Source organism: Bradyrhizobium sp. F1.13.3, assembly GCF_040548265.1.
Classification (GTDB): domain Bacteria; phylum Pseudomonadota; class Alphaproteobacteria; order Rhizobiales; family Xanthobacteraceae; genus Bradyrhizobium.
The window spans coordinates 95,625-118,195 of the sequence record NZ_JBEPRI010000024.1 but is presented as its reverse complement, the minus strand read 5'-3'; the positions used below and the strand labels follow the sequence as shown (position 1 = coordinate 118,195).

The 22,571-nt window shown below is 56.7% G+C and carries 18 protein-coding genes and 3 pseudogenes; 7 read left to right on the top strand and 14 right to left on the bottom strand.

Going from position 1 to position 22,571, the window contains the following annotated elements; translation table 11 throughout:
- Positions 1-567 precede the first annotated feature (567 nt).
- Positions 568-824: pseudogene (locus ABIB66_RS39190) on the bottom strand (transposase).
- Between the two features lie 912 nt (positions 825-1,736).
- Between ABIB66_RS39190 and ABIB66_RS39185 the strand changes: the two are divergent.
- Positions 1,737-3,482 carry a peptidase domain-containing ABC transporter gene (locus tag ABIB66_RS39185; RefSeq protein WP_354258797.1) on the top strand — a complete coding sequence of 582 codons (1,746 nt, stop codon included), beginning with the start codon at positions 1,737-1,739 and terminating at the stop codon, positions 3,480-3,482.
- Positions 3,483-3,650: 168 nt separating this feature from the next.
- Here ABIB66_RS39185 and ABIB66_RS43740 read toward each other — a convergent pair.
- The 3 genes and pseudogenes from ABIB66_RS43740 to ABIB66_RS39175 form a co-directional block, all read right to left on the bottom strand.
- A pseudogene (locus tag ABIB66_RS43740) lies at positions 3,651-3,803 on the bottom strand (SAM-dependent methyltransferase); the annotation flags it as partial.
- Between the two features lie 111 nt (positions 3,804-3,914).
- Complete coding sequence (locus tag ABIB66_RS39180; protein ID WP_275173056.1) at positions 3,915-4,439, bottom strand: caspase family protein; 525 nt, start codon at positions 4,437-4,439, stop codon at positions 3,915-3,917.
- Between the two features lie 334 nt (positions 4,440-4,773).
- A pseudogene (locus tag ABIB66_RS39175) lies at positions 4,774-5,560 on the bottom strand (IS3 family transposase); the annotation flags it as partial.
- A gap of 190 nt (positions 5,561-5,750) precedes the next feature.
- Here ABIB66_RS39175 and ABIB66_RS39170 point away from each other — a divergent pair.
- Together ABIB66_RS39170 and ABIB66_RS39165 are read left to right on the top strand one after the other, a co-directional pair.
- Positions 5,751-6,809, top strand: a complete 1,059-nt coding sequence (locus ABIB66_RS39170) for a hypothetical protein (protein WP_354258794.1) — start codon at positions 5,751-5,753, stop codon at positions 6,807-6,809.
- 58 nt (positions 6,810-6,867) lie between these two features.
- Positions 6,868-7,953: a hypothetical protein gene (locus ABIB66_RS39165; RefSeq protein ID WP_354258791.1), complete on the top strand. Its 1,086-nt coding sequence runs from the start codon at positions 6,868-6,870 to the stop codon at positions 7,951-7,953.
- A 408-nt stretch (positions 7,954-8,361) separates the two neighbouring features.
- Here the strand turns inward: ABIB66_RS39165 and ABIB66_RS39160 are convergent, their stop codons facing one another.
- A complete protein-coding gene (locus tag ABIB66_RS39160; RefSeq protein ID WP_354258788.1) occupies positions 8,362-8,739 on the bottom strand; it encodes a DCL family protein in 378 nt (125 codons plus the stop codon).
- Positions 8,740-8,820: 81 nt separating this feature from the next.
- Complete coding sequence (locus ABIB66_RS39155; RefSeq protein ID WP_354258786.1) at positions 8,821-9,204, bottom strand: helix-turn-helix domain-containing protein; 384 nt, start codon at positions 9,202-9,204, stop codon at positions 8,821-8,823.
- Positions 9,205-9,284: 80 nt separating this feature from the next.
- Here ABIB66_RS39155 and ABIB66_RS39150 point away from each other — a divergent pair, with 80 nt between their 5' ends.
- From ABIB66_RS39150 to ABIB66_RS39140, 3 genes are read left to right on the top strand one after another with little or no spacing between them, the layout of a single operon-like run.
- Positions 9,285-9,695: a hypothetical protein gene (locus ABIB66_RS39150; RefSeq protein WP_354258783.1), complete on the top strand. Its 411-nt coding sequence runs from the start codon at positions 9,285-9,287 to the stop codon at positions 9,693-9,695.
- Positions 9,692-10,081 (top strand): hypothetical protein, encoded by a 390-nt coding sequence (locus ABIB66_RS39145; RefSeq protein WP_354258780.1) that lies wholly within the window; start codon positions 9,692-9,694, stop codon positions 10,079-10,081. Before ABIB66_RS39150 ends, ABIB66_RS39145 begins: the two co-directional genes overlap by 4 nt.
- A complete protein-coding gene (locus ABIB66_RS39140; RefSeq protein WP_354258777.1) occupies positions 10,063-11,493 on the top strand; it encodes a ThiF family adenylyltransferase in 1,431 nt (476 codons plus the stop codon). Before ABIB66_RS39145 ends, ABIB66_RS39140 begins: the two co-directional genes overlap by 19 nt.
- Here ABIB66_RS39140 and ABIB66_RS39135 read toward each other — a convergent pair whose 3' ends face one another.
- Positions 11,494-13,077: a hypothetical protein gene (locus tag ABIB66_RS39135; protein ID WP_354258774.1), complete on the bottom strand. Its 1,584-nt coding sequence runs from the start codon at positions 13,075-13,077 to the stop codon at positions 11,494-11,496.
- A gap of 1,315 nt (positions 13,078-14,392) precedes the next feature.
- Between ABIB66_RS39135 and ABIB66_RS39130 the strand changes: the two genes are divergently transcribed.
- Positions 14,393-14,989 carry a hypothetical protein gene (locus tag ABIB66_RS39130; RefSeq protein WP_354258771.1) on the top strand — a complete coding sequence of 199 codons (597 nt, stop codon included), beginning with the start codon at positions 14,393-14,395 and terminating at the stop codon, positions 14,987-14,989.
- 16 nt (positions 14,990-15,005) lie between these two features.
- On the opposite strand, the gene ABIB66_RS39125 is transcribed toward ABIB66_RS39130, so the two are convergent.
- The 7 genes from ABIB66_RS39125 to ABIB66_RS39095 form a co-directional block, all read right to left on the bottom strand.
- The gene (locus tag ABIB66_RS39125; protein ID WP_354258768.1) at positions 15,006-16,970 is read right to left on the bottom strand and encodes a DUF4403 family protein; all 1,965 of its coding nucleotides are present in this window, start codon (positions 16,968-16,970) and stop codon (positions 15,006-15,008) included.
- 989 nt (positions 16,971-17,959) lie between these two features.
- Positions 17,960-18,118 carry a hypothetical protein gene (locus ABIB66_RS39120; RefSeq protein ID WP_354258764.1) on the bottom strand — a complete coding sequence of 53 codons (159 nt, stop codon included), beginning with the start codon at positions 18,116-18,118 and terminating at the stop codon, positions 17,960-17,962.
- 769 nt (positions 18,119-18,887) lie between these two features.
- A complete protein-coding gene (locus ABIB66_RS39115) occupies positions 18,888-19,229 on the bottom strand; it encodes a hypothetical protein (protein WP_354258761.1) in 342 nt (113 codons plus the stop codon).
- Positions 19,219-19,719 (bottom strand): hypothetical protein, encoded by a 501-nt coding sequence (locus tag ABIB66_RS39110; RefSeq protein WP_354258758.1) that lies wholly within the window; start codon positions 19,717-19,719, stop codon positions 19,219-19,221. The genes ABIB66_RS39115 and ABIB66_RS39110 overlap by 11 nt, the downstream gene beginning before the upstream one ends.
- 74 nt (positions 19,720-19,793) lie before the next feature.
- Entirely contained in the window at positions 19,794-20,612 is an 819-nt protein-coding gene (locus tag ABIB66_RS39105; protein ID WP_354258755.1) for a hypothetical protein, read from the bottom strand.
- The gene (locus ABIB66_RS39100) at positions 20,564-20,926 is read right to left on the bottom strand and encodes a hypothetical protein (protein WP_354258752.1); all 363 of its coding nucleotides are present in this window, start codon (positions 20,924-20,926) and stop codon (positions 20,564-20,566) included. Before ABIB66_RS39100 ends, ABIB66_RS39105 begins: the two co-directional genes overlap by 49 nt.
- 21 nt (positions 20,927-20,947) lie before the next feature.
- Positions 20,948-22,462, bottom strand: a complete 1,515-nt coding sequence (locus tag ABIB66_RS39095) for a 5'-methylthioadenosine/S-adenosylhomocysteine nucleosidase family protein (protein WP_354258749.1) — start codon at positions 22,460-22,462, stop codon at positions 20,948-20,950.
- Positions 22,463-22,571: the final 109 nt, after the last annotated feature.

Here is a 22,571-nt window from a genome sequence, read left to right as displayed (position 1 = left end):
GCTAGCAATAAGCGTGCTCCGCGATTACCCCATGTCCCGACCGCCCTTCGCGCAGCTGCCGCGCGCAGGGGCGGTCAAGGCTGGCCGCAGTTTGCGGCCAGCCTTGACCGGCCCGAGCACGGCGGCATCCTCGATCGGATCGGGCCTGGAAATAAACAATGACTCACCGGCCCAGTGTCCCGGGGGGATGGGAACTAGCCCGAACGGCGATTGTTATTGTCGTGCGCGGGTGACCTCGTGGCGAAGAGCGGCGCGTCGGCTGCAAGCGTCGCCGGGCAGCCCTATCTGTGTCCTGCCGGGTTGAGGCGCCCGCGCGCCTTTTCTTTTGGCGGGCGCGGGCGCCAAGCTTCGACAAAGTGCTCATACCTTCTCTGCGCTTGCTCAGCGACGTGCATCTCCTGATGGCGGAGTTGTTTGATATTGTACGCGTAGGCAGGGCCGCGCGTGTTGCCTTTTTTCTGCGCTCGGCCAGCCTGTAACTCCATGCCGCGCATCTTGTGAGCGACAAGACTGGGCCGGGCCAGAGGCAATCCTGTTCGTTAGTGAGCAGATGCCAGCACAGGACGGTCAGCTTGCGACGGCGGCCACCTGATGGCCCCGTCTGGCGCGGATGCGCACGAAGAAAGCGTGGAGCGGTCCGGGTGTCTTGGCGGCAGCCCAGGCGGCTTCTACCAGCATGGCCCGGGCGTGGCTACGTCCGACCTTGCTGATCCGGCCGTGATGAGCGGCACCGAGGCCCGACTGGTGCACACGCGGATTGAGCCGAAGTAGCTGACCAGTTTCTGCGGGCTCTTGAAGCGCGTGATACCGCCAATTGCCGCCATCAACCCGGCGGCCACCGCCAGATTGAGGCCGGTGATCGTCAGCAGCCGCCTGACCGAGCCGTCGTCCAGGCTGTTTGTGGCGATCTCCCGATGGAGTATAGTGAGGTCTTCGGCGAGCCGATCGAGCTCGCGCACATGCCGCTCAATAGCATCCCGTTCGTCGTCGGGTACTGGCTGGTGCGCCAGCCAATCGCGGCCGCGGCCGTTGAATGAATCGGCGTGCGGACATTTTGGGATTAGGTGCGCGTGAAGGATTGCGTTGCACTTTCCGATGCGCACGACCTGGTAACGCCGAGCGATCAGCCTGCGCAGCCGTTCTGTGGCCGCGTCCGGCATCCAGATATCCGGCAGATAGCCGGCCGCGTACAAGCTGGCCAGCGTGCCCGCGTCGAGCTTGTCGATCTTCACATGGGCATGCGCGATTGTCTTCACCTGCAATGGGTTGGCGATGACCACCCGCTTCACAAACGGCGACAGCACCCGTGACACCGCCATGCAGTTGCAGGTCGCTTCGATCACCACCTGGTCTAGATGTAGCTGGGTCCGCTCCGCCTCTTCCGTGGGGTCATGCAGAGAGCCGCGCTGGAGCAAGCGCGGGATATAATGCTGGCCCATGAGGAGACCTATCCCATGCCTAGGTTAGGTCCCGAGCGTTGCCGTTGTTGCAACCACTGCTGTCGCGTTTACGACGTATGTCGCAATCGCTTCGATAGCCGATAGTGCTGCAGTTGGAAGCGGCAGCTTCCCAGGCTGATCGGTGCTCCTCAGGAGAGTTTGCGATCGCCGTCGCGTGGTACGGCATTTGCTAATCTCATTCCAGTCGTCTCTGCTCCACGAGAAACACATGGGCGAAGTGCAAGACGTTGTGCTGTCCGCACGAGAAAAACAGTGCTTACGGTGGGTACATGCAAAGTGAATAACGTTCGCTCGTTTGGATGGGGGCGCCTATGGAGCATCGTTGCTGTTCGCAAGCGTGCGCTCCTTTACGTTCTTCTGCTGATGATTGCGGAATATTTGATCGCTCTCGTTCCTCCGATAGCCACGCAGAAGGCGATAGATGGGGCTAATTCGCGAACAACAATCGACCTTGCTTGGTTACTTATAGTTGCTGGGCTCGCATTTTTTGGACAAACTGTGTGCGGCGCTAAACGTCACAGTTTGGTTGCAAAACTGTGCACGTTCGTCGATCGGCGACTATCTCGATCGGCGTTTTGTCAGATGATTCGCCGACGAGCTGATGGGCGTGATTATGCGCCGGGACATCTGCAGTACTGCCTTCAACAGCTTGATGCACTGAGACACTTTGTTGTGCAGGGCGTTCCAGAATTCGTCTTTGGTTTGGGGGCGGCAGCAATTTCGTTGGTCGTTATGCTGTACTACGATCAAGTTATCGCAGTGGTAGTGTTGGTCTTCGCTGTTGTTAGTACCGAATTTTCGCGGCGGCGGTCAAAGCACGCCAAGGCGGGGGTTGAAGCAGACTTTCGGAATGGCAGTCGCTGTTATGGCATACTGTCTGAGACGGTCACCGCGTTTTCGGCCGTTAAGGCTCATGGTCTTGAAAGCATTCAGTATCACCGCTGGAGGGATGCAATAGAGGACCTACTTAGAGGAAATGAATATCTGTCACTTTGTTATCACCGGGCTGCAATGGGTGTTCAGCTGCATGGAACGATTCTCGCGCTCGCAATTCTTGGTTTGGGCTGCTGGCGCATTGCGAATGAAAGACTGTCAGTGGGAGAACTAATGGCGTTACAAATGCTTGCCGGCCGGGTCATGAGCCCAATCACGACCGCAGCAAGCATTGTTCAATCGTTCCAAGAAGCGAATCTGATCGTTCAGCAGTTGCGGGATCTTTGGGCTGAACAGAAGGAGAACCCTGAGATACTTCCCGTGGAACGCCCCCACAAGCCTTCTGAGATCGAGTTAATTGGCGTGACCCTGACATACACAGCAACGCGGCCAGCCGCGATCAGCGATATTTCATGCAAGTTTCCAGATCGAGGAATAGTCGCGATCGTCGGAAAAAATGGTTCGGGAAAGTCGACGCTTATGCATATCTTATTGGGTCTTGAACGAAACTACGATGGACGCATTCTAGTTGGTGGCGCCGATCTGCGGTCGTTTCGGCCCCGACACTGGCGATCCACAATTGGAATCGTGACCCAAGATACGTTCTTGTTTGGAGGTACAGTGCGACAAAATGTCGACGTTTCGGGTAAGCGAGGAGACGATGAGTTAAGAGCGGCGCTCAGGAGAGCCGGAGCGCTTGAGTTTGTAGACGCACTCCCACTTGGTTTAAGTACGGTATTGGAGACCCGAGGAGAGGATCTCTCGGGCGGACAGCGTCAGCGGATTGCGCTAGCGCGTGCTTTTATCAAAGACCCGTCGATCGTAATTTTGGATGAACCAAGTTCTTTCTTGGATCCGGAAGCGGTCGCTTCATTGGAGAAGTCCCTGATCGAGTGGTCTCGAGACCGACTGCTTTTCCTCATTTCGCATAACATGGCTCTAACGCGGTCAGCTGATAGCATTCTGGTGTTGCAGGAAGGACGCTTGGAGGGTGCTGGTTCTCACAATCAATTGTTGGGAAACTGCTCATCTTACGCCGCGCTGTGGTCCGACTACATTCGATCGACCCAGAGCGTTGATGAAGCATAAGGACAGGGGTGGACCTTTCAGAACAATCCGCAAGCGCTGCGCCTTTCTCGCCCCAGCAGGGGACTTCGCTTGCAAGTCTGATGCAGCAGCATGAACGAGTTTTTCCGTACGGTTGGAAAACACCGTCAGGTTCTTTGCTGCCGAACTATCGAGAACGCATTTCGCCGGGAGCTCGGCAAAGATGGCGAGCAAGCCGGTCCCTGCGGAGGGCTTCAAAACCCGGTCGGACGGTGTGACGCCGGCCGCGGTGCATGCGGCGAGCCCAAGCGGGATCGGCGTCGAGAACTGTTGAAGGGCTTGGCTGTCCTCGGATCGGCGCGTGCATTACCTGCAACCCGGCGGATCGAGCTTGTTCAGTCGAGGCGCCTACATATGGAGCAAGTCCGAGCAGCCGGGCTCTACAGAACCGATGCGATAGCCTATCGTTCGCTCCTAAAGGAAGGATATATCAAAGGCGTACGGGAGGATCGTCCTGCAGTCGTGCAGTTGAATGGCTTGATTGCAAGCCTTGCTGTCGGTGACCCGATTGCTGTCATAGGTGCTCAATCGATTGCCGCCCGCGCCGTAAAAGCCGTGGCCCGCATAATAAAAAATGAACAGCGCATCGTCGTCGAGAGCGTGGATCTTGTAGGCTAGATGGTCCTTGACCGCGATCAAGCTCGCGTCGGTGTCCTTCATGACCTCGATCTCGACATCGCCTGCCGGCAAGTGCTTGAAAATCTCCAGCACCGCGTCGCGGATTCCGTCCGCGTCGGCATGAGCAAACGCGACTGACGGCAGCGCATCGCCATTCGACGGCTTTCGATAAGATCGCACCACGAATTTGGACGAGAACGGGACTGCGCGGCCCAGGCAGAGCGCGGTGGCTGATGCGCGCGCGGAGTTGCTGCGCTCCGCACCGGCCGAGCCTCCTGTACCCCAAATCAAGGTTTCTGATGCCGCTTCCGTACTCGACATGGGAATTATAGTGACTTCAGCGGCCCCCACCATTCTTCACAGCGGCCGGCTTACGCCTGAGCATTCCGTGCCGGGCCAAGTCGACGTTGAGCAGCTCCTCGCGCCCGCGCTCGCCGGCTCACCTCCAGCTATGCCGATGGGCGCGCGCATTTCAGAGGCGCACGACGAGGCACACAGCTGGACGGCAACTTGGTTAGGTGTGCTGCTGATGACGCTTGGTGGCTTCTCGATCCTAAGCTCGAGCCGCACGCTTCGGCACGCGGTGAGATTACGCCAGTGAGCTGGCGCAATACGCGCGCGACGGCCGCGCGATCGATGAATTCCAGGAGTTGGTATAACCGACGGTTTTGCAGATGCGCTCCAGAGTCAACACAACGTCCTCGCCTCGATAGCTGAACCGCGGATCGACCGCCGGCGAGAAGCGGCTGAAGATGTCGACAATCGTCAGCACGCGGAGTTTGCGGCCGGTGGCCAGCTGGTCGTGAACGAAGTCCATGGCCCAGGTCTCGTTGATCTGTTTGGCATCGGTTCGATCTTCTCGCAGCTTGGCCTTGACGCGGCGCTTGGGCGTTTTGTTGCGTAATTGCAGGCTCAATTCCCGGTACAGGCGATAGACCCGTTTGACGTTAACGGCCCAGCCCTCCCGTTGCAGCAGCACATGAATGCGCCGATAGCCGTATCTCACCCGCGTCGCGCAGATGTCCTTGATCCGGTGTTTGAGAGCGGCCTGGTCGCCGCGCTTCGACTTGTAGACGTAAAGAGCGCGATCAACCCGAAGCGTGGAGCAGGCCCGCCTGACTGACACCTTCCAGTCACTTCGCACCTTGTCGGCAAGCTCGCGCTTGCGGCCAGGCCTCAGAGCTTTTTTGAGAGCACATCCTGAAGCATGGCCTTGTCCAACGACAGGTCGGCGACAATCCGCTTCAGCTTCCGTTCTCTTCCTCAAGCTGACGCAGCCGCTTCATCTCCGAGGGCATCAAGCCTGCATACTTCTTCCGCCAGTTGTAGAAGGTTGCCTCGCTGATCCCGGCCTTGCGGCAGACCTCGGCCACCGCCGAGCCGTCTTCAGCCTGCTTCAGCACGAATGCAATCTGCGCCTCTGAAAACTTCGATGCCTTCATGGAATTCTCCTCTCCCCCTCAGGGGATCATAAGTGGAAAATTCCAGTTCAAACTGGCCTAATTTGGCGGGGGCAGGTCAGCGCCGGCAGAGTATACAGCTGGACGACCGCTGCAGGTTGTGGAGGTCATCCTCACTGAAGGTCAAAACCTCATCGATGCGCTCTACGACTCTCTGTGGAGCACCATCTAGATGGCGCTTGAGGACGAACGGCGCGCCGTCGCGGAGACGATGCGAACGGCACTAGGGCAGGAAAACGCGCTGACGGCAGCTCAAGCGCGTCTGTTCGTTCGGTGCCTGCTGTATTCTTGGCAAGTACCGCCTAACCGCTGGTCGGACCGGGAGTTCCAGGAGCAACTCGCCGACGCACGCCGGCCCTTGCACGGGGCCGATATTTTTCGCGAAATCGATGGACATGAATCGCTGGGTGCAATCGAATGCTACCGACGCGCAGCTGAGCTGCTCGAATGGCTCTCTCGAGCCGACGACAGCATCAAGACGATGGTCCCGCTCGCGCTCTATGCTGCAGGCGCTTATCAACTCGGTGAGCTCCCCGCCATGGCTACAAGTCTTCTACGACAGGCCGTCGCCAGCGATCAGATCGAGGCCCTCGATATTGACGACGGCGGATTCGATGAGGAGGGTACGAGCAGCGACGAATCGGGACCGCGCGTGGGTACGTCATCTAGCACGAGCCCGGATGCCCGCGTCGATCTGCCTGAAGCAGGCTACGGGAAACTCTATGCTGCCTTCCTTAAGGCCGATTTCGATGGAGTGTTGCGGCTCTGCGGCGATTTTTGGTCGCGCCACCCCGAGCTCATCGGGCGCAACGGATCCGCAGCTATTCTTGGCGAAGACTCTGAAGATCGGATCAGTTGGTTCCTCGTTGTCGAACTGGTCCGCGCGCTCGGGCTCATCGCCGACGCGATACGACGCGGCGAAGAAGCGCGCCTCGCCGCCGCTCGTCGGAAACTTGCGGGCCTTGAGTCGCTCGCGGTTCGCTCAACCGCCGAGGAAGTTTGGCTGTTGCTTGCGCTAATGCGTTCAACGGCCGAGCGCTTTACTGCTGCAAGTATTTATTCCCGCGTTGACCGCCTCGCGGCCAAAGCTCCCCATTTCGCGTCCCGACTGCGCCTGTTTGCTCGCGAACAGTATGCTCGCGGCCGAGGGGTGCTTTGGACACAAATGCACGGCCTCGATCGGCTAGTGGAGACATCTTCCTTTGCACTGTGCACGCCGACAGACATCTGAATTTCGTAACCTTGCTGGTCGAGCCGGACGTCCAGGCGCCGCTGAAGGGGTCGAAGGGATGACCCTCGTTGGTTTGGTTTTAAGGCCAGCTAGCACCGCCGCGGGTGAAATTCCGACCCAAAGAAACCAGGTCGCGGCGATGGCCGCAGACTACGACGGCCTGCTCAATCGACTGGCTGCCGACACGGCACCGGAGGCTACTGTCGCAAGTCCGTTGGCGGTGTTGCTCCAGCTAATCGCTGCTCACGTCCGCAATATCTTCAATTTCCGAACGAGCGATCAATTCTATGGCTGGCTTGAGGCGACTCTCCCCGAAGTTGTAAGTGATGCGGTGGGTACGGGCGCTCGATCAGCGCCAGCGCAACTGGCCGGTAGCCTTGATGAGCTGGATGGCGTCCTACTTGGCGCGATCGAGGAACTAAGCCGGTTCATGAACGTCGTTCCAGATGGCCCAACGACGGAGGCCTTCCTGAGAACTCTTTGGGCGAGAACCTTCACTCAAGTGGCCGCTGCGCAGGAGGCTTGGCTTGAGGAGACCTTCATTCGACGCGGTCGCGGTATTGTCGAGCGGCTTTATCCCAACGCCGCACAAAGACGCCGCCTTTATCAATATGGGTTCGCACCTGTTATCGGTCGGCGCTTTGAACTTGTGGCACCAGCGATCCGAGCTGAACTCGTTGGTGCCGAGAGCTACGGTGCAAGAACCCCGGCTGAGCGAATAGCTCTGTTCGAGCGACTCGGCACACTCATTCGCGATCAGCCCGGGTTTGGTTTTCGAGTTCGGGGTACCGTCGGCGATCAAGCAATTCTAGCGAATTGGGTCGGCGTGCTACGTTGGTGGATGCAAGTTCCTGGAGCCGAAGCTCCAAATCCTCGAATACTACGGGCGTGGCAACGCTTCGTGAGTGACAATCTTGAGTTCCGCCTTGGGGTCGGTGTAGGGGCTGTCGTTGCTGAAGCTTGGTCGGAAGGCGCGGGCGTGGCGCTCACGCCTGCACTCAACACATGGCGTGCCACTGCGCGCCTTCCTTGGTTTGGTTTCTGGGCACGAGAGGGGAACCCTAGATCCCTTCATAGCCTTCTGCCTCGCCCAGGGGTTGGCACAAACCCGCGAAATAGCCAGCACGCTCAGACCAGCGTTTGACGCATTTCTGACTGCCATATTGCCGAATCCGATTGCCGATGACTTCATCGATCCGCAGCAGTTTCTCGCATGGCAGCGACTGCAGCCAGTAGCGGCGAGACCGGAGTCATCGGCGAGCGTGATCGCCGCAACCTTGACTGGAACTGATGGCGCTCGTGGTCGCTATGGAGTGATTCCCGTGCGATCGGAGCAGAAGACAATATGGCTCGACGCTGCGGGTTACAGTCTCGCCACATCATCAGAGATCGGCGACTTTCTCCCAAATGCGCACCATCATGATTATGAACTGAGAACGGACGGCAGGCCGCACATTCAACGCGTCTTCAACTGGACTGGCGCAGGCTAGCTGAGGCCATCTAGTGGGTGCATGATCGATCATCGCTTCCTCTAGCGACAACAGCCGGCCGGTCAAGGCTCAGGTTTGCCGTCGAAGTGGGTGGAGGCCCGAAAGAACTCCCATTTCATCTGCTTGATATCTTCGACCACTTCGGTGCGTAAGGTTTCGGCAAAGGCTGATGGCGCCTTATCGTCGAGGCAGGGCTTGACGGAAAAATCCGTCGTGCTGCCGTCGATGCGCCTGATCTCAAAGCACCGCGTATTGTACATCGACTTACGGGTGCCGAATTCCTTGACGCCCACACCGATTTTGGCCGCCGCTTCCGGGGGCCGCTCTAGCAGCCAGTAGACATGGGTCGCATCAGGCTCGGCAAGAGCGACGCCTGTCTCGCGCCGATAGAGGATTTGGCGAAAATGCTCGGCCGGATCGCCCTTCCGCGCGAAACTCAAATCTCCGATGTTGAGAGGTTTTGAGGGCATGCGTCGAGCTTAAGTGATCCTATAAATCGATGTCATTCCTTGATTATGAAACTATGACTTTGCTTTTTTGGTCTCGCGCAATCGCGCATATGTAGCTTTGATCATTTCGTCGAGCGCGGCGGCGGCATCCTCGTTCAAATCGGGATCGTCCCTCAAAATGGACGAGATTTGAGTGAGCGGGCTGGCACTGCCGAATGCCACCGCCTTTTGCCCCATAAATCGGTCGGCCGACATTCCAAGCCAACCCGTAAGTGCAGCGAGGCTGTCAACGTCAGGCCGCTTGCCTTGTGACAGGCGGGTCAAGGTTGACGCACTAACGCCCGACGCGGCCGACACATCCTTCCAGGTTAGACGGCGCGATACCCGCTCCGAGTCCAGAGCGGCGTGGAGCGCGGAAACGTCAAATTGGGGGGGCCCATTTTTCTTCGATTTCACTCTTGCAATTCTCCGTCTAAGATGCAATATACGTTTCACTCTAGCAATTGCTAGTCAGAATTGCAACTGGAGAACCGGCGATGTCACACCATAATCCGGAGAAGGATGACGAAGACTCGGCCAAAAGGCTTGAGGCCGAGGCCAAGAAGCTCGAAGCCGAAGAGCTTGAGAAGAAGGCCGAGGAAATCGAGAAAACGGCCGAGGAGCTGGAAGCAGAGGCCAAGAAACTCGAAGAAGAAGCTGAAGAGCTGGACAAGAAAGAAATCGACGTGATCTTTAACGAGAAATACCCCGTTAAAGTCTACGGCAAGAAACAGACGGGCCTCAGTCTTAAGCAGGCCGCTATAGAGCAAAAAGTTCCGATCCAGCTTGACTTCATTCTCAGCATCGAACTTGGCGGCGGCAAAACCGAGGTCATCGGCAACGATGACAAGATCAAGGTGAAGGAAGGCGACCGGTTTCTGGCGATACCGGACGATGACAACTCGTGAGCGAGATCACGCCCATCGTTCAGAAGGCAATCGAGCAGATTAGGGTTTCATTCCCGGACTGCCCACTTGAAATTTCTCCGGATGGAAGCGGCGGCGCATTTGTGACGCTCAGAAACCTTCCGCTTGGGCCGCCTTGGGCGCAAGCGGATACGTGGATCAGTTTTCAGATCACGTTTCAGTATCCATACGCGGACGTATATCCGCACTTCGTTCGACACGATCTTTCTCGTCTGGATCGGCAACCGCTTGGGCTCGGTTTTGGCCAGGCGCAGTTTCGCAATCAGCCGGCCGTCCAAATTTCCCGCAAATCGAACAAACTCAATCCCGCGACGGACACGGCCGTTCTCAAGCTTCTCAAGGTGATGCAATGGCTTCGATCGCAGTAACTCCGTGGCGGTTGGTGCTCACGGAAGCAATGAAGGCCGAACTTTTTGGCCACTTATTTCCCGGCGATAACGATGAGCACGGCGCAATCATTCTAGCTGGGGTCTGCCAGACCAACCGCGGGCTAAAGCTGGTCGCGCGAGAACTCCACCTGGCCATCGACGGCAAGGATTATGTACCGGGACGGCGCGGCTACCGAATGCTGAAGAGCGAGTTCATTCAGAGCCGCATTCTTCGCGCGCGGGATCTAAAGCTTGCCTATCTCGCTATCCATAACCATGGCGGCACGACTTCGGTTGGATTTTCGTCAGATGATTTTGCGTCGCATGAGCGCGGCTACCCCTCGCTAGTCGACATCTCCCGTGGCATGCCGGTTGGCGCCCTTGTCTTTGCCCGGTCAGCCGTTGCAGGCGACTTATGGTTTGAGGGAGGGCAAAGAGCACCACTCAAAGAAGCCATCGTCCTCGGGCAGCGCCGCGAACTACTCTATCCGGCCCCATCCAAGCAGGCGCATATCAAGAGGCCCGAATATGATCGGCAATCCAGAATGTTCGGCGATCGAGGCCAAGACATTCTGCGGTCGCTCCGCATCGGCATTATTGGACTCGGCGGCGCGGGATCCATTTTGGCAGAGCTGCTTGGTCGGCTTGGAGTTGGCGAGTTTGTTCTCGCCGATCCCGATCGTGCGGAGGTGACAAACCTTCCTCGTCTCATTGGCGCACGCACAACGGACGCAATCATTGAGTGGCTGCCTAGCGGTCTTCAGCGACGGTTTGCTCGTTTCAAAGTCGACATGGCTGCACGAAACATTCGGCGTGCAAATTCGTCAGCCACAATTACCACACTGAATGCGAACTTTCTCGATCCCGATGTCGCCAAACACTTCGTTGACTGCGACTATCTCTTCCTGGCGGCAGACACGATGGGCGCGCGATTACTCTTCAACGCCATCGTCCACCAGCATGGGATACCGGGCGTACAGGTCGGTGCGAAAGTTCCTGTCTCCTCAACTGGAGAGGTGGGAGACGTGTTCTGCGTTGCGCGCCAGGTTACAACAGGACATGGCTGTTTATGGTGCAACGGCTTGATAAATCCTTCACGTTTGCAAGATGAGGCTACGTCGGACGAAACGCGGCGCGGGTTTGCCTATGTTGCCGACCCTCAAGTTGCAGCACCGAGCGTGATTACGCTCAACGCAATTGCTTGCGCTCATGCCGCCGACGAATTTCTCTTTCACGTCACAGGCCTCAAAAATCCAGATGCGCAAGACCAGTGGTTTCGCTGGAATTCGCGAAAAGGAACCGCAGGCTATGACCGACCTCGGCGAGACCTCGCATGCCTTGAGTGTTCCAACATCGACGAGAGTCGGTTGGGAAGAGGCGATTTCTTTCCACTTCCGACCCGCTCCAAGTGATTAGCGCTTGTCGCGGCCGTCATAGAGATTATCATTTTCGATGACGACTGCTTTCTGTGATTTGGCGGCATCGGGCTCATTAACGTCACGCAGGAAAACGACCCCCGGTAGATGAAGCATCAGGAGGCCCACAACTTCGCGACCGGATGAAGTTGCATCGATGAGGCTATGCCCGAATATCCTGCGAAGGCCGGCCGAAGAATTATTATATGAATCCACCGTCGATATTTCTGTCACCCAGGTGAAATGGGGAAGATGGACCTCCAGGAGAACGTCTTTGAGCGCGTCGGAAGCTGTGCCGGTTCCGATATGTCTGCGATAGCTCTCGGCTGAGGTCAGATATGTTTTCAATATCATTCTTCCGCTGTTGTAAGCGGCAAACAGATCATCCAGCAGAGGATTGGCAGAACCGTTCTGCTTGGCCACTGCAGCCTTGATTTGATCAATTTGTGCAAATGCGCTCTGTATGCGGCCCAGCGCCGTCACCTCGGCGGCACGGGCCGTCGAGAATGCCCGAACCGGCATGAGAGCCATGGCGAAGACACCGTGATCTTCAAGATTAAATTGCAGAACTCCCGAACGTCTTTTGATTTCGACCAAGTCTTCCTTCGCGAACCCAACATCATTCGCCGAAGTTGGCGTGGTGGGAATAACCTTGTAAGGACCCGCCTGATCGTCGTGGACAATGAAGCCCGCAATAAAGTCGATTGGACGCGACGTCGGTGCTTTGATTTTCGATAACACCCGGCCAATAACGGTGACCGCATGGCCGATGCTTGCGCCTGGGATTTTCAGGCCGAGGATTACGGGAAGACCGGACTCAACATAGGGTAAAATCTGCTCCCCGATGTTTGCTCCCTTAAAACACAGTGGTTGGAAACCCATTTCGCTGACCGCGCGGATCATGCGTTCCGATGTCAAGAAATCCGACCCAGCAGGTAGCGACGTAGCTTCGTCCGGCGTCGTCGGTGCGGCAAGCTTGGTGATGTCCGCTACTGATAGCCAGTTGTATCGGTAGCGCAGGTGCATGTGCCTCGCGCCCATCCAGATCGCAATCTGCGCACACGCGCCGACGCGTGACTCCTGCTGCATAAAGGACGTACTTAGCACGTCGAGTTCAGCCCCAAGCAGGTTCGCTCGAATAATCGCCTTAGAGGTAATAACAGCCTCCAGATCCTTGCCCTCTGGCCCTCTTACTTTCAACGCCGTTCGCCCAATGGACGCGTTGGGCAACGGTCGAACAACACAGAAGCCGCAATAGCTTCGTAAAGACGTTGTTTCGAGCGCCTTTACCCGATCTGTCCAGTTAGGGAGGGCAAGAATCTTATCGACATCTTCAGCAAAAAAGTGGACGCGCTTACAATGACGTTCATGCGTCCTGAATGTCTGGGCGTAGAAAAAGCGATAGTCGGAAGAATAGTCACGGTCGATGTACGGGTCTTCAATGAGGTATGATGTCACGTTTGAGAGCATGAGGTGATGGATCACGCTGCTCACAACATCGGAAGCGCCGCCCAAAACAACGCTAAGTTGTTTCCAATCCGCTGCGTTTTTTAGCTGCCTGATCTCGAAAGAAACATTCATTGTTGTCCAGTGAAAAATGTTGGTGCGCAATTACTGGCGAAAATGAATGCGTGTCTTCTAATTATCGCCAAGCAAACTTAATCGTTTCGTGCGCGGTCTTGACCGTCTCGTCGTGAATGCTTTCGATTTCGAACAAAGTCTGCTCATCCGCGAGGAGCGAAAATCCTGCGTCGCTCGGGTTAAACTCACGTTTTGGCGAGAGCTCTGGCACCTTGGTTGGTGGTGTGGGGCGTTCGCGCGTGGTCAGGTTACAGCTCCATTAACGACAGAAATTGGGGGGGGGGTATGCGAAATTTCGAAATTGAAAATCTCGGATAGATGCAACGTAGACAAGAACTGGTCGATTTGCACGTCGAATCGCGTCCTTTGGGTTTTAGAATCAAAATGCATGACGCGTCAATCACCGGTTGCAGATTGGCCATCAATATGAGCAGCTTATTGGCAACCGTTCCGCTCCTGTTCTCACATCGCGGTCTCATGATCGGCCGAACATATCAGCGGCGATTCCGTCCATCGCCTTCTTATGGTTGCCCGACTTAAACAAGTGCCCGTATGGTCCATCGTGACCTGGAGGCTGCTGTGGCCGGCGAAGGTATGCACCGTCTTGGGCTTTAGATCGGCCTCGATCAACATGACACAGCGAAATGCCTCAGCGCGTGCCAATTGAAGTGCTCCGCCATTTCCGTGTATTCGGCCGGATTTTTTTTGCGGCGTTTTGCGACCTCATCGAAGAGGGGCAGGAACTTGCGCTTCACCATATTGTCGTGGCCCGCGTACCACCGCGCTTGTTTGGAAACACAAGGTCACCTCCGGCCTTACGCTTCGTTCGTAGCTTCCAGCCTTGAGCATAAGAATGAGAGGCTGCGCCATCAACCCGTGTGTCTCGACTTTCATTTCCGCATTCGCAAAGCCAAATGATGCCAGCGCAGCGCGTGCAATCCACCTGCACGGACACCGGTCGCGCTGGCGAGGGCAAGCTTCACATTAAAAATTCTCGTCGTCAACAGCGAGCAAAGCCCGCATGGCTTTCTTAGTCGGAGGTATGATCTTGGAGTAGAGCCTGGTCCGGCGGAGCCGGGCGCGCCACTGCTCCACCCACCTACATGAGGTTCTTGGCTTTAGGCAGCCCACGCTAGCTTTATAAATTGTTCTTGTGACGACATCGTCTATTTTCGTCGACGGCATCCGACTTACTAAGTCTCGATCCCCGCAAATCGCACGTTAGTCTGGAATCGGAACGACCATGAGCAAAACGCATCTTACTCAACTGTGGCAATTGCTATCCATCGTTTGAGTTCTCTTCCTCGTAACCAGTGTGATCTCACTTCAAGGAGGCTCGGAATTCCTGGGGCGTCTGTTCGGCGACAAGTTGAGCGCTGGCGACAATAAGCCCGCCGCGGGGTACTTTGGGGCGATTATCGGAGGCGCGTTGTTCTTATTATCGTCGAGCATCTTCCTGCTGCACACGAGGCGTCACGGCGATCAATGGCACTCGCGTATTCCGGTGCTCCTGCTCGAAGGATTGAATACAACCGCGTGGGAAGCGAAGATTTATCAAGCTTGCGTAGTTCTGCTATTTATTGGGGTCCCCCTAGCCGGGACTGCCCTCTGCATGATCGCCGCTGAATCTGGCGACATCTGCGAACAGGATACGACGAACGTTTATCTCGGGAAGGAAACGACTCTCCTTTGGGCCCCGGTTTCAAAACAGGAGAAGCAAATGCGCCTGAGGCGGGCTGACTCGGGTCAGGAGCCCTGCAAGGGGGGCGTTGAACTCTTCCCCCGGTCGTGGACACCGCTAGCTTTTTATCTGCTACCGCTCGCAGCGATCAGCGTCGCCTCGCTAGGCGTTATCTCACTATTTAGTCGGCGAAAATCACTCAAGACGATGGCTTCGCAGGAAGTAGAATAGGAACTATTCGAGGGCACTATTTCAACAGGGCATCTGTGAGTTCAACGTCGGCATTCATACTCAGCCGAGCTGTGGCTATCAGGCTGTCCGTCGCCATAGCAACGCTAGAAAGTTTTATGAGTGGCGGTGTAGCAGAGATTTTCAATCCGGGAACATTTGCTTTGGCGACGGCTCCCGTAACTTCGGATGCCGCGGCATCTATCTGTTTGCTGAGATCGATCTTTGAGTGTTCCTTCAATGACGACAAAATCTGCGTTTCGAACAGCGTTTGCGCGACGCTCCAGAACTCATTGTCGACGACGGTGGCGAAGTTGATGCCTTCGACAGTGATTGCTTTGCCATCCTCGGTTGGTGTCGGCTTTCCGGAGATATACACCCAGCCAGCCGTATCCAGCCACCGTCCGGGCAGCTTGGCGTTCACCTTCAGTCCAACGGCAAGCGAACCGTTGCTGGGATAGAGGTCAAGATCATCAATTCTCACTTCGATGCGAGACGAGGAAATTTCTTGCTCGAACGTTTTCCCTTTGAGCTGTGTCGCCAGTTCGTTTTTGAGAAATTCGTATGGCGCTACTGCTTGAAGGTTTATGTCGAATGTTCCTTCCTTCGCTGCCACTTTCTCCAGTTGTGGGAGAACCGAAGCGGCCTGCGCGATCTCAGAGGCTCCGACAACTGTTTTCGCATCCACCCGCACAACCATCCTGAGTGAATTCTGTTCGGCGATCAGTCCGGAAAACCCAGCGGATTTCGGCTCGATGTTGAGGAACAGAGGAGCGGCTCCGCTGCGGTCGATCTTGATGGAGAACGGATGCCAGTGCTCTTCAACCTTCGCCCGCAAGGTGTCACAAGGTAAAATACTCTGAGCTGAACGCTGAATATCGTCACGATGCCTATCGAATTCGTTGTTCAGCGCGTCGGCAAGGCCCAGATTCACGGGGCCCGCACAGACCTCCGGATGGCCAAGCGCACCTAGATCGAAGCCGACGCAGTTCTTCCCCGCCACCTCGACGGACGCGCTATCGACCCATCGACCGATAGGGGTGACCTTGATTTGCGGGCACCATCGATTGTCGAGATCAACACTCAGGTTCATCGAGGCTTTGACTTTCGAGTCAAAGTTCTTTCCCGAGAGGGACAATGCACCGGCCAAATCACCCCCGAGGCCTGCCTTACCTGTCACATGAATATTCTGTTCGACGTGGAGATCCGTTCCTGAGTTCGCGATCCGAACTGGTCCATCTTTGTTGATGTCTGCATTCCAGTGATAATCAGCACACTGGTTTTTCATGCCGATACTCGGTCCCGTGATGTCCGGTACATTTATGCATTGCTCCTGCATTCCTGCGCCGCGGAAGTCTACGTAAGGCACTTGCGTGCACGCGCGGTGAGACCCGACGTGGCCTGGGTTCACGTAGGGCAAATCCAAGCAGGCCACATGACCGTCACCTCCAATTGGGACGGAGGCAGGAATCTTTGCCTCGGCGGCGTGCACAAGCGCGCTGTAGGGTATTGTTGCCACAAGTGTGAGTTTGCTATCGGAAACAGTGGGAGGCGGCAGGGTATCTCCTCCATGCGGAGGAGCCTGAAATAGTTTCTTATCACCACAGCCCGCCAAAACTATGCTACACAAAGAAAGTAGTATCTGAATCGACAAACGATTTTGCATAATTAAGTCACCACTAGTCTGCGCTTGTTTGCAATCGGCAACCCTGAATTTTAAAGCAATTATTGTATATCCAAGCGTGTATCGTGTCGTAACTGCATGTTGCTGTCCATACGTGATGCCATTTTTCGCGAATAATATTTTTCGTCGGGTAATTGCCATTTGCCGGAAGGCTCGGCCAAGCGAGACGCCGCTGTCATCAACCCGCGTAACAACAGGACCGTGCTGGCCCGGCGCGACTTCTCGCCGTGAAACACGAGAAAACCCCTGCCGGTCTGGGCCGGCAGGGGCATCCCTCGATCCGAACAGCGGAAGGGTCATCAAAACCTGTCGTCGTGGCCAGAATCGCTAGAGCTGGATTGGTGGCCGTTGCGCGAGATAGCGCATTTCCGGACGCTCTTGCAGAACTGCATGCATCCCTGGATAGTCGTGAGGTTGTCGTAAGACCATCCTGCCTCCCACTGGAACAGGGTCGGAATGGCGTCGGTAAAGTCTTGGTCGTCTTCAGTCGTGGTTCGGCAGGTCAGAACCCGACTAGCGAGACCGCACGTTTCGAGTAGAACGCGCTCGCCCATCCAAGGGGATCATGCAGCAAGCGAATTCCGAACCGCGCGAGTTTTTTGTGCCGGAGGAGGATCTCGCAAAGACGGGTGAGCACGTCACGATCTTGCTCGCCCAACCGCGTTTGATCGCCAGCTGTAGGTACGGCTTCAACGTTTTGTTGCTGCTGAGACCTTCCGACTTCGCGCGGTGTCTCAGGGCCATTTCAAGCACGATGTAGCTGTGCTGTTCCGCGAGCATCGCAAGATCGTAGACAAACCACGAGTATAGATAGGCGCTTCGCGCTACATCGAATTGAGAGCGAACTTCAGCGGGAACAGCCGAGCTAAGCTCGATAGGACTCACGGCGCTATATAGATCGCCCGCGCAAAGGGGACGGTTATGCCCGGCGGCTTGATCGTGGAATGAGAGGTGTTGAAACCGCTCATTTGGCTCGCAAATGGTGAGCAGAGTCTTCAGCATTTGCGCACCCTTTCTGAGGATGTGAATAGGCAGGTATCTACCGGCAGCCGGCAGAATCCCACCAAATTATGACCAGTTCACAACTCAGTGGCCATGCGCTTCAAAAAAGCGCTTCAAAAAGCCTCCTTCGGTCCTCAACCTGAGTGAGCGAATTATCGAATTGCTATCAATGAGTGAGGCATTCCCGCGGATTGTTTGACCATCTTCACCTTTGACCTGGAGGATGCACCATGATCCAATTGCGACGCCATAATTCTCGGGACTATGCGGCCCTACCGGACATTGACCTAACCAGCGCGGGCCGTCTCGCCGGAGACGATCATGCATGCCTCGACGAAGTCGGGCGCTGCCTTGTGAAAGAACACGCCAACGAACGATTTGGCGCCACGCTCCTGCACAGCCACTTCCCGATCCGGGACGACGAAGTCCTTGTCGAGAAGGCGCACGGCGACTCGCAGCTCATAACGCTGCGCCCCATTTCGGAAGTATGCCCCGACCTAGTGCCGACGAGTGTGTGCTTCGAAGGACCTGGCGATGCGTTCGGACTTATCGGTCTGGAATTTACGTCCTCAGATTCGCTCGCGGGTGTTTGGCCCTTGGCTTCGCGAAGAAGATCTGGAGCTCCCGGGAGGTCATGGTTCGCGCCCTATGTCGTTTTTGAAAGAGCTACCAAATCTCCGGGATCGGCTGTTGCACGGAAATGTGCATCTGTCGCCGGAGTTCACTCTGATGATGATGCGGAAGTGCGCCGAATTGATAAACAAGCTCTACATCAAAGAGCGGCTTCGGATCGCGCGCAACACGGCATAATGTGGATCGGCGCCAGTTGTTGACCCCTCTGGCACAAGAAGAATCAGTGGCTTACAGCGCCGATCGGCGTCCGGACCCTACGCCGATTCACAACTGACATACGGTCTCTACTATCGTCGCCACGGCCCTCTCGCTGGGTCAGGCGCGGATGTCCAGCTGTGCTCTGCCCTGAATTGCGCCAGCGCCGACTCGCGCGCTCGCTGAGCATATCGCACCTCCATTCGTCGCAACGGTTGCAGGGAAGTCGCTGATCCTTACTCCGGAACGGGACCGCCAACCGTTGCTTCGCAGAAGGGTCGTACTGTCGCGATCAGATCGCCGACCGCAGCTTCGGATGCTGCCAACGTGGGGAGGTCCTTAAATCCAACCTGTATGTACCGGAACTCAAAATCCACAGCGAATGGATCAAGAATTTCTATCATTTGCTACGAAAGCATCATTAATCGGATGGTGCGGAAAGCCTTCAGTCAGACAAGCGTCCCAAAGCACCTTTAGTTTGTGACCGTAATCGCGCGATCTGAGCCGATTGCTGGTCACTCCTTTGCTGAGCAAATACGCTTTAAGGGTCAGTTCCAAAGCATGACTATAGAGGTAGTAGATCGGCATATTGAAGCGCAGGCGCAGATCCGCCGTCTCGACACCGCTTCTCAAATATTTGGCGGATTGAAAGTAGGATTCGCCGGTCAGAAAGACCGCAATGGGCGGCGAGCGATCAATCTCTTCGTTCTCGGTGGGCTCAGTCGTCATTAGATGAGGTTTCCTCGGGCGGAGAAGTCGCGCTAGGCGGTGGGAGGATCTGTGGCAGGGCCTTCGTTGTCCGGCTTCGGGGGAAGAAGAATGCTTTCCCAATCGATTTTGGAGAGTTCGGCTGGCAGAACGGCTTCGTAGGCCCGCAGGGCCGCATGGCCTGGGTGACGAACGCTATCAATGCACGGGCCCGCGGGTCATTGCCGGCAGCGCGGTTAACCTCGGCCACATAGAGCGACAAGGCAGCTTCAAGCAGGAGCCCAATCTTGGTCACGCTCGCTGTATGCCGTGTCTTGAAGTAGGTTTTGTGCAGTTCCTCTAACTGCGCCAACGTCCAATCAACCCGATAGCCCGCGATCAGATGGGCAACGAAGCTCTCGACGGTGGGAGTATCGAAATCGGCTTTGTACTTCTCAAAGAGGGCCGGCCATTGTTTGCACTCGAACTCCGGGCCTGCAAACTGATGGAACAGGTAATATAGCGTCAACATCGGGAGCCGCTGGTTCGGCTTTCGTAACCCGGGCACTTGGTCCTCTACCATGATCAGGATCGGCCGTAGGTCGGTTAGTTTGGCGTCCTTTTGATGCAGGAGCACGGCGGCAGTAATTTGCTCCAAAACGCTGTAAGCCGCACCGGCGCGCTTTTATGGTCAAAGCCTACTGTCGAGGCGACCCAATATTCGGGGGAAAGCTTGACCGTAACAATGCCCGGCAGCTCTCGGCGATAATCGAAAGCCTCGCGTTCAACCGTGCGCCCGCGCGCGATAAACTGCATGATGATGTGACGCGCCAGCCGAGACAGGCCTGCAAACGACAACGTTTCCCTGTCGTCGACCTCGGTAGCCTCGGGAAAACCACTTATGGTTAGCTGACGGGGAACATCCCGCAAAAGATGCACGTAGCTCGATCGGATCGAGTAAGCCTGTTGAAGCGCAATGGGAAGATCAGGTCGGCCTATCGGTCCCTGGGCGCCAGCGGCCTCTTCCCGAAAGAATGACGGTGCGACATCGGCCATGGCGAAATCGCGGAAACGGCGCGCCAGCGCAACATGCTCGTTAGAGAGAACCGCGTCTCGGACACCAGCGGCGACTTCGTCTGATGCATCCTTCAGGGCTTGGTCAATCTTGTTTCGCTTGCGCGGCTCGTAGTCGCTCCACTCGGCTACATGACCATCAAAACCCTGCGCGAGAGATTCTATCGACGTAACGAACAGCTTGTAAGCCAGATTAAGGTCGTCCGCTAAGCGATGTGAACCGATCACGAACTGCCTTATGGCGCGCATGGCGCCGACAAAAGTCTCACGCTCGAGCCCGATTAGTTGCGTGATGAAGGCAGCTAGCGCCGCGGCTTCGCCATCCTTGGCGTGGACGTCCTTGTCGAACATGCGGCGGGATCGGGAGTGCAGGTGACATTCAGGAAGAAGGAGATGACGGCGGCAAAGTCATTCAGGAGGTCATCTCCAGTTGTCGCAATAAAAACACCCGGCCTGGGTCCGTCGGGATACTTCTCCTGTTTCTCCAGCATCTCGCATGTGAGCGTCGCAAGCGAGTGAAGGCCGGTCGAGGGAAGAAGGGACCCTACGGGCGTGATGATCTTCTCACCTCGCATAACGCGGTAATTGGTGTAAAAAATTGCGCGATGGAGCGTTTCGTATCGCTCGCCTGGCGGGAAAAATTTTTTGGTAATGATCTGCAGCATGACCCGCGACCTCTTGGCAACTTATGACCGAGGCGGTCCGGGCGGAAACCTGTTCAATCCTTCAGGCCGCGCATAACCGGTCTTGTCAAATACCTCCTCAAAGAAGGCCAACAGGACCGTGTCGATCGCCGCGGCATCGGCGGAATCAAGCTCGGCTCGCACAATGGCTTCGTCGAATTGAATCGGACCGCGAATGTCATCCTGATCGACGCCGAGATGCGCCCCCCGCATGTTCAGCAGGCCGAGTTCGATCTCGCACGGGAACGTCAGTCCGAGATGCTGGACAGCGAACGGCACGTTCGTATGGAGCGCGCGATAAAAGCCCTTCTCCAAGGTAACTACGGGAATGATCGGCAACGGAATGTGCGCCGGACGCCATGCGCGCTCGCGCGTGATCAACGTATCCGTCAGGCTCCAGAGCTCGCCGTTCTGAAAGACTTGGGTCGCCCAGCGCAGCGGTGCTGGTCCCATCGTATAAGCGCCAGCGGGATCGTAGTAGATCGCGCCGTACGCGTTCACCGTGGCAAGGCCGCCGTGGCCGGTCGCGCGTATCATTTCGGATTGATTGACGTTGGCGTTCAGGCTCGACACCGTCAGCGGCTTTTCCCGGCGTTCCATGGGAATAATTCGCATGTAGCCATCGGGGGCGCCTGCGAACGCAAACCGGACCCGATCGACGTCGGGTACGCCGACCTCGGCAAGCGCCTCGCCCTGCGCGAAATAGCTGCCCTTGCTGAAGGTGGACGACGTTTGCAGGAAGGCAGGCTTTGCCTTCCGCGCGCGATCCTGACCGCCATCCAGCCCTGAAAGGATCTCGAAGGCGGCGGCGCTGGCTGCGTCGGCTGCGCGCTGTTGCGATCCTTCCTTGTCGGCGGTCGCCTTGCCGGACAACAGATCCGAGATGCCGCGAATGACGGCGCCCTGCGTGGGGTGACTGATATGCACCCCCTTCAGGAAGCCGCTGCCTTCCATCTCGACGGCGATGGCATCACCATAGTGATCCTTGATCAGCGTCGCGGTGGCGGCCTTCTTTGAGGCCACGACTTTCTCGCCTGCCGCGATCGGCGCGACGAAGAACGCGGGGTCTCCCTGCTTGACCGCAGGATCGAGCCGCGATTTCCAGTCGTTTCCTTGGCGGATAACGCGGGCGCGCTGTTCCAGCGCATGCGCCGTATTCTGCACATCAGGACGCGTCTGGAAACCTTTGGCGGTGTCCTTGCCGGACTCATAGCCGTAGACCCTGGTTGCGACCACCACGTCGCCGATGGCCACATCCTTCACCCCGCCGGCGACGCCGACAAACAGCGCAACATGGGGCTTGTAATGCTCAAGGGCTCGGACCGCGATTGCGGCGGCGCCCGCATTGCCGGGGCCGGCCTCGACCACCGCAATATCCCAGCCGTCGAACTGCCCTTTGAAGAAGCCGCTACCGTTGACTGTCTCGACAGCGTGCTTCCCGAGTTGCCGCAAGACGGCGCGCGTCTCGACCTCGAGGGCGGTGACGATGACAGCAGTGGAAGATAGGCGTTGTGGCACGCGGCAGGCTCGATTGGTGTGGGGATACCCCCTAATATATAGGTGCTCGTCCCTCTTCGCCTAGCGAAAATTGCGATGAAACCGATGATCGGCATGTTGATGATCAGCT

Bases quoted from the DNA above. Each gene is read 5' to 3' on its own strand.
- ABIB66_RS39150 (WP_354258783.1), top strand. From the start codon at position 9,285: ATGTCACACCATAATCCGGAGAAGGATGACGAAGACTCGGCCAAAAGG.
- ABIB66_RS39170 (WP_354258794.1), top strand. From the start codon at position 5,751: ATGGCGCTTGAGGACGAACGGCGCGCCGTCGCGGAGACGATGCGAACG.
- ABIB66_RS39100 (WP_354258752.1), bottom strand. From the start codon at position 20,926: ATGCTGCAGATCATTACCAAAAAATTTTTCCCGCCAGGCGAGCGATAC.
- ABIB66_RS39135 (WP_354258774.1), bottom strand. From the start codon at position 13,077: ATGAATGTTTCTTTCGAGATCAGGCAGCTAAAAAACGCAGCGGATTGG.
- ABIB66_RS39105 (WP_354258755.1), bottom strand. From the start codon at position 20,612: ATGTTCGACAAGGACGTCCACGCCAAGGATGGCGAAGCCGCGGCGCTA.
- ABIB66_RS39125 (WP_354258768.1), bottom strand. From the start codon at position 16,970: ATGACCCTTCCGCTGTTCGGATCGAGGGATGCCCCTGCCGGCCCAGAC.
- ABIB66_RS39115 (WP_354258761.1), bottom strand. From the start codon at position 19,229: ATGACGACTGAGCCCACCGAGAACGAAGAGATTGATCGCTCGCCGCCC.
- ABIB66_RS39110 (WP_354258758.1), bottom strand. From the start codon at position 19,719: ATGTTGACGCTATATTACCTGTTCCATCAGTTTGCAGGCCCGGAGTTC.
- ABIB66_RS39180 (WP_275173056.1), bottom strand. From the start codon at position 4,439: ATGTCGAGTACGGAAGCGGCATCAGAAACCTTGATTTGGGGTACAGGA.
- ABIB66_RS39165 (WP_354258791.1), top strand. From the start codon at position 6,868: ATGACCCTCGTTGGTTTGGTTTTAAGGCCAGCTAGCACCGCCGCGGGT.
- ABIB66_RS39140 (WP_354258777.1), top strand. From the start codon at position 10,063: ATGGCTTCGATCGCAGTAACTCCGTGGCGGTTGGTGCTCACGGAAGCA.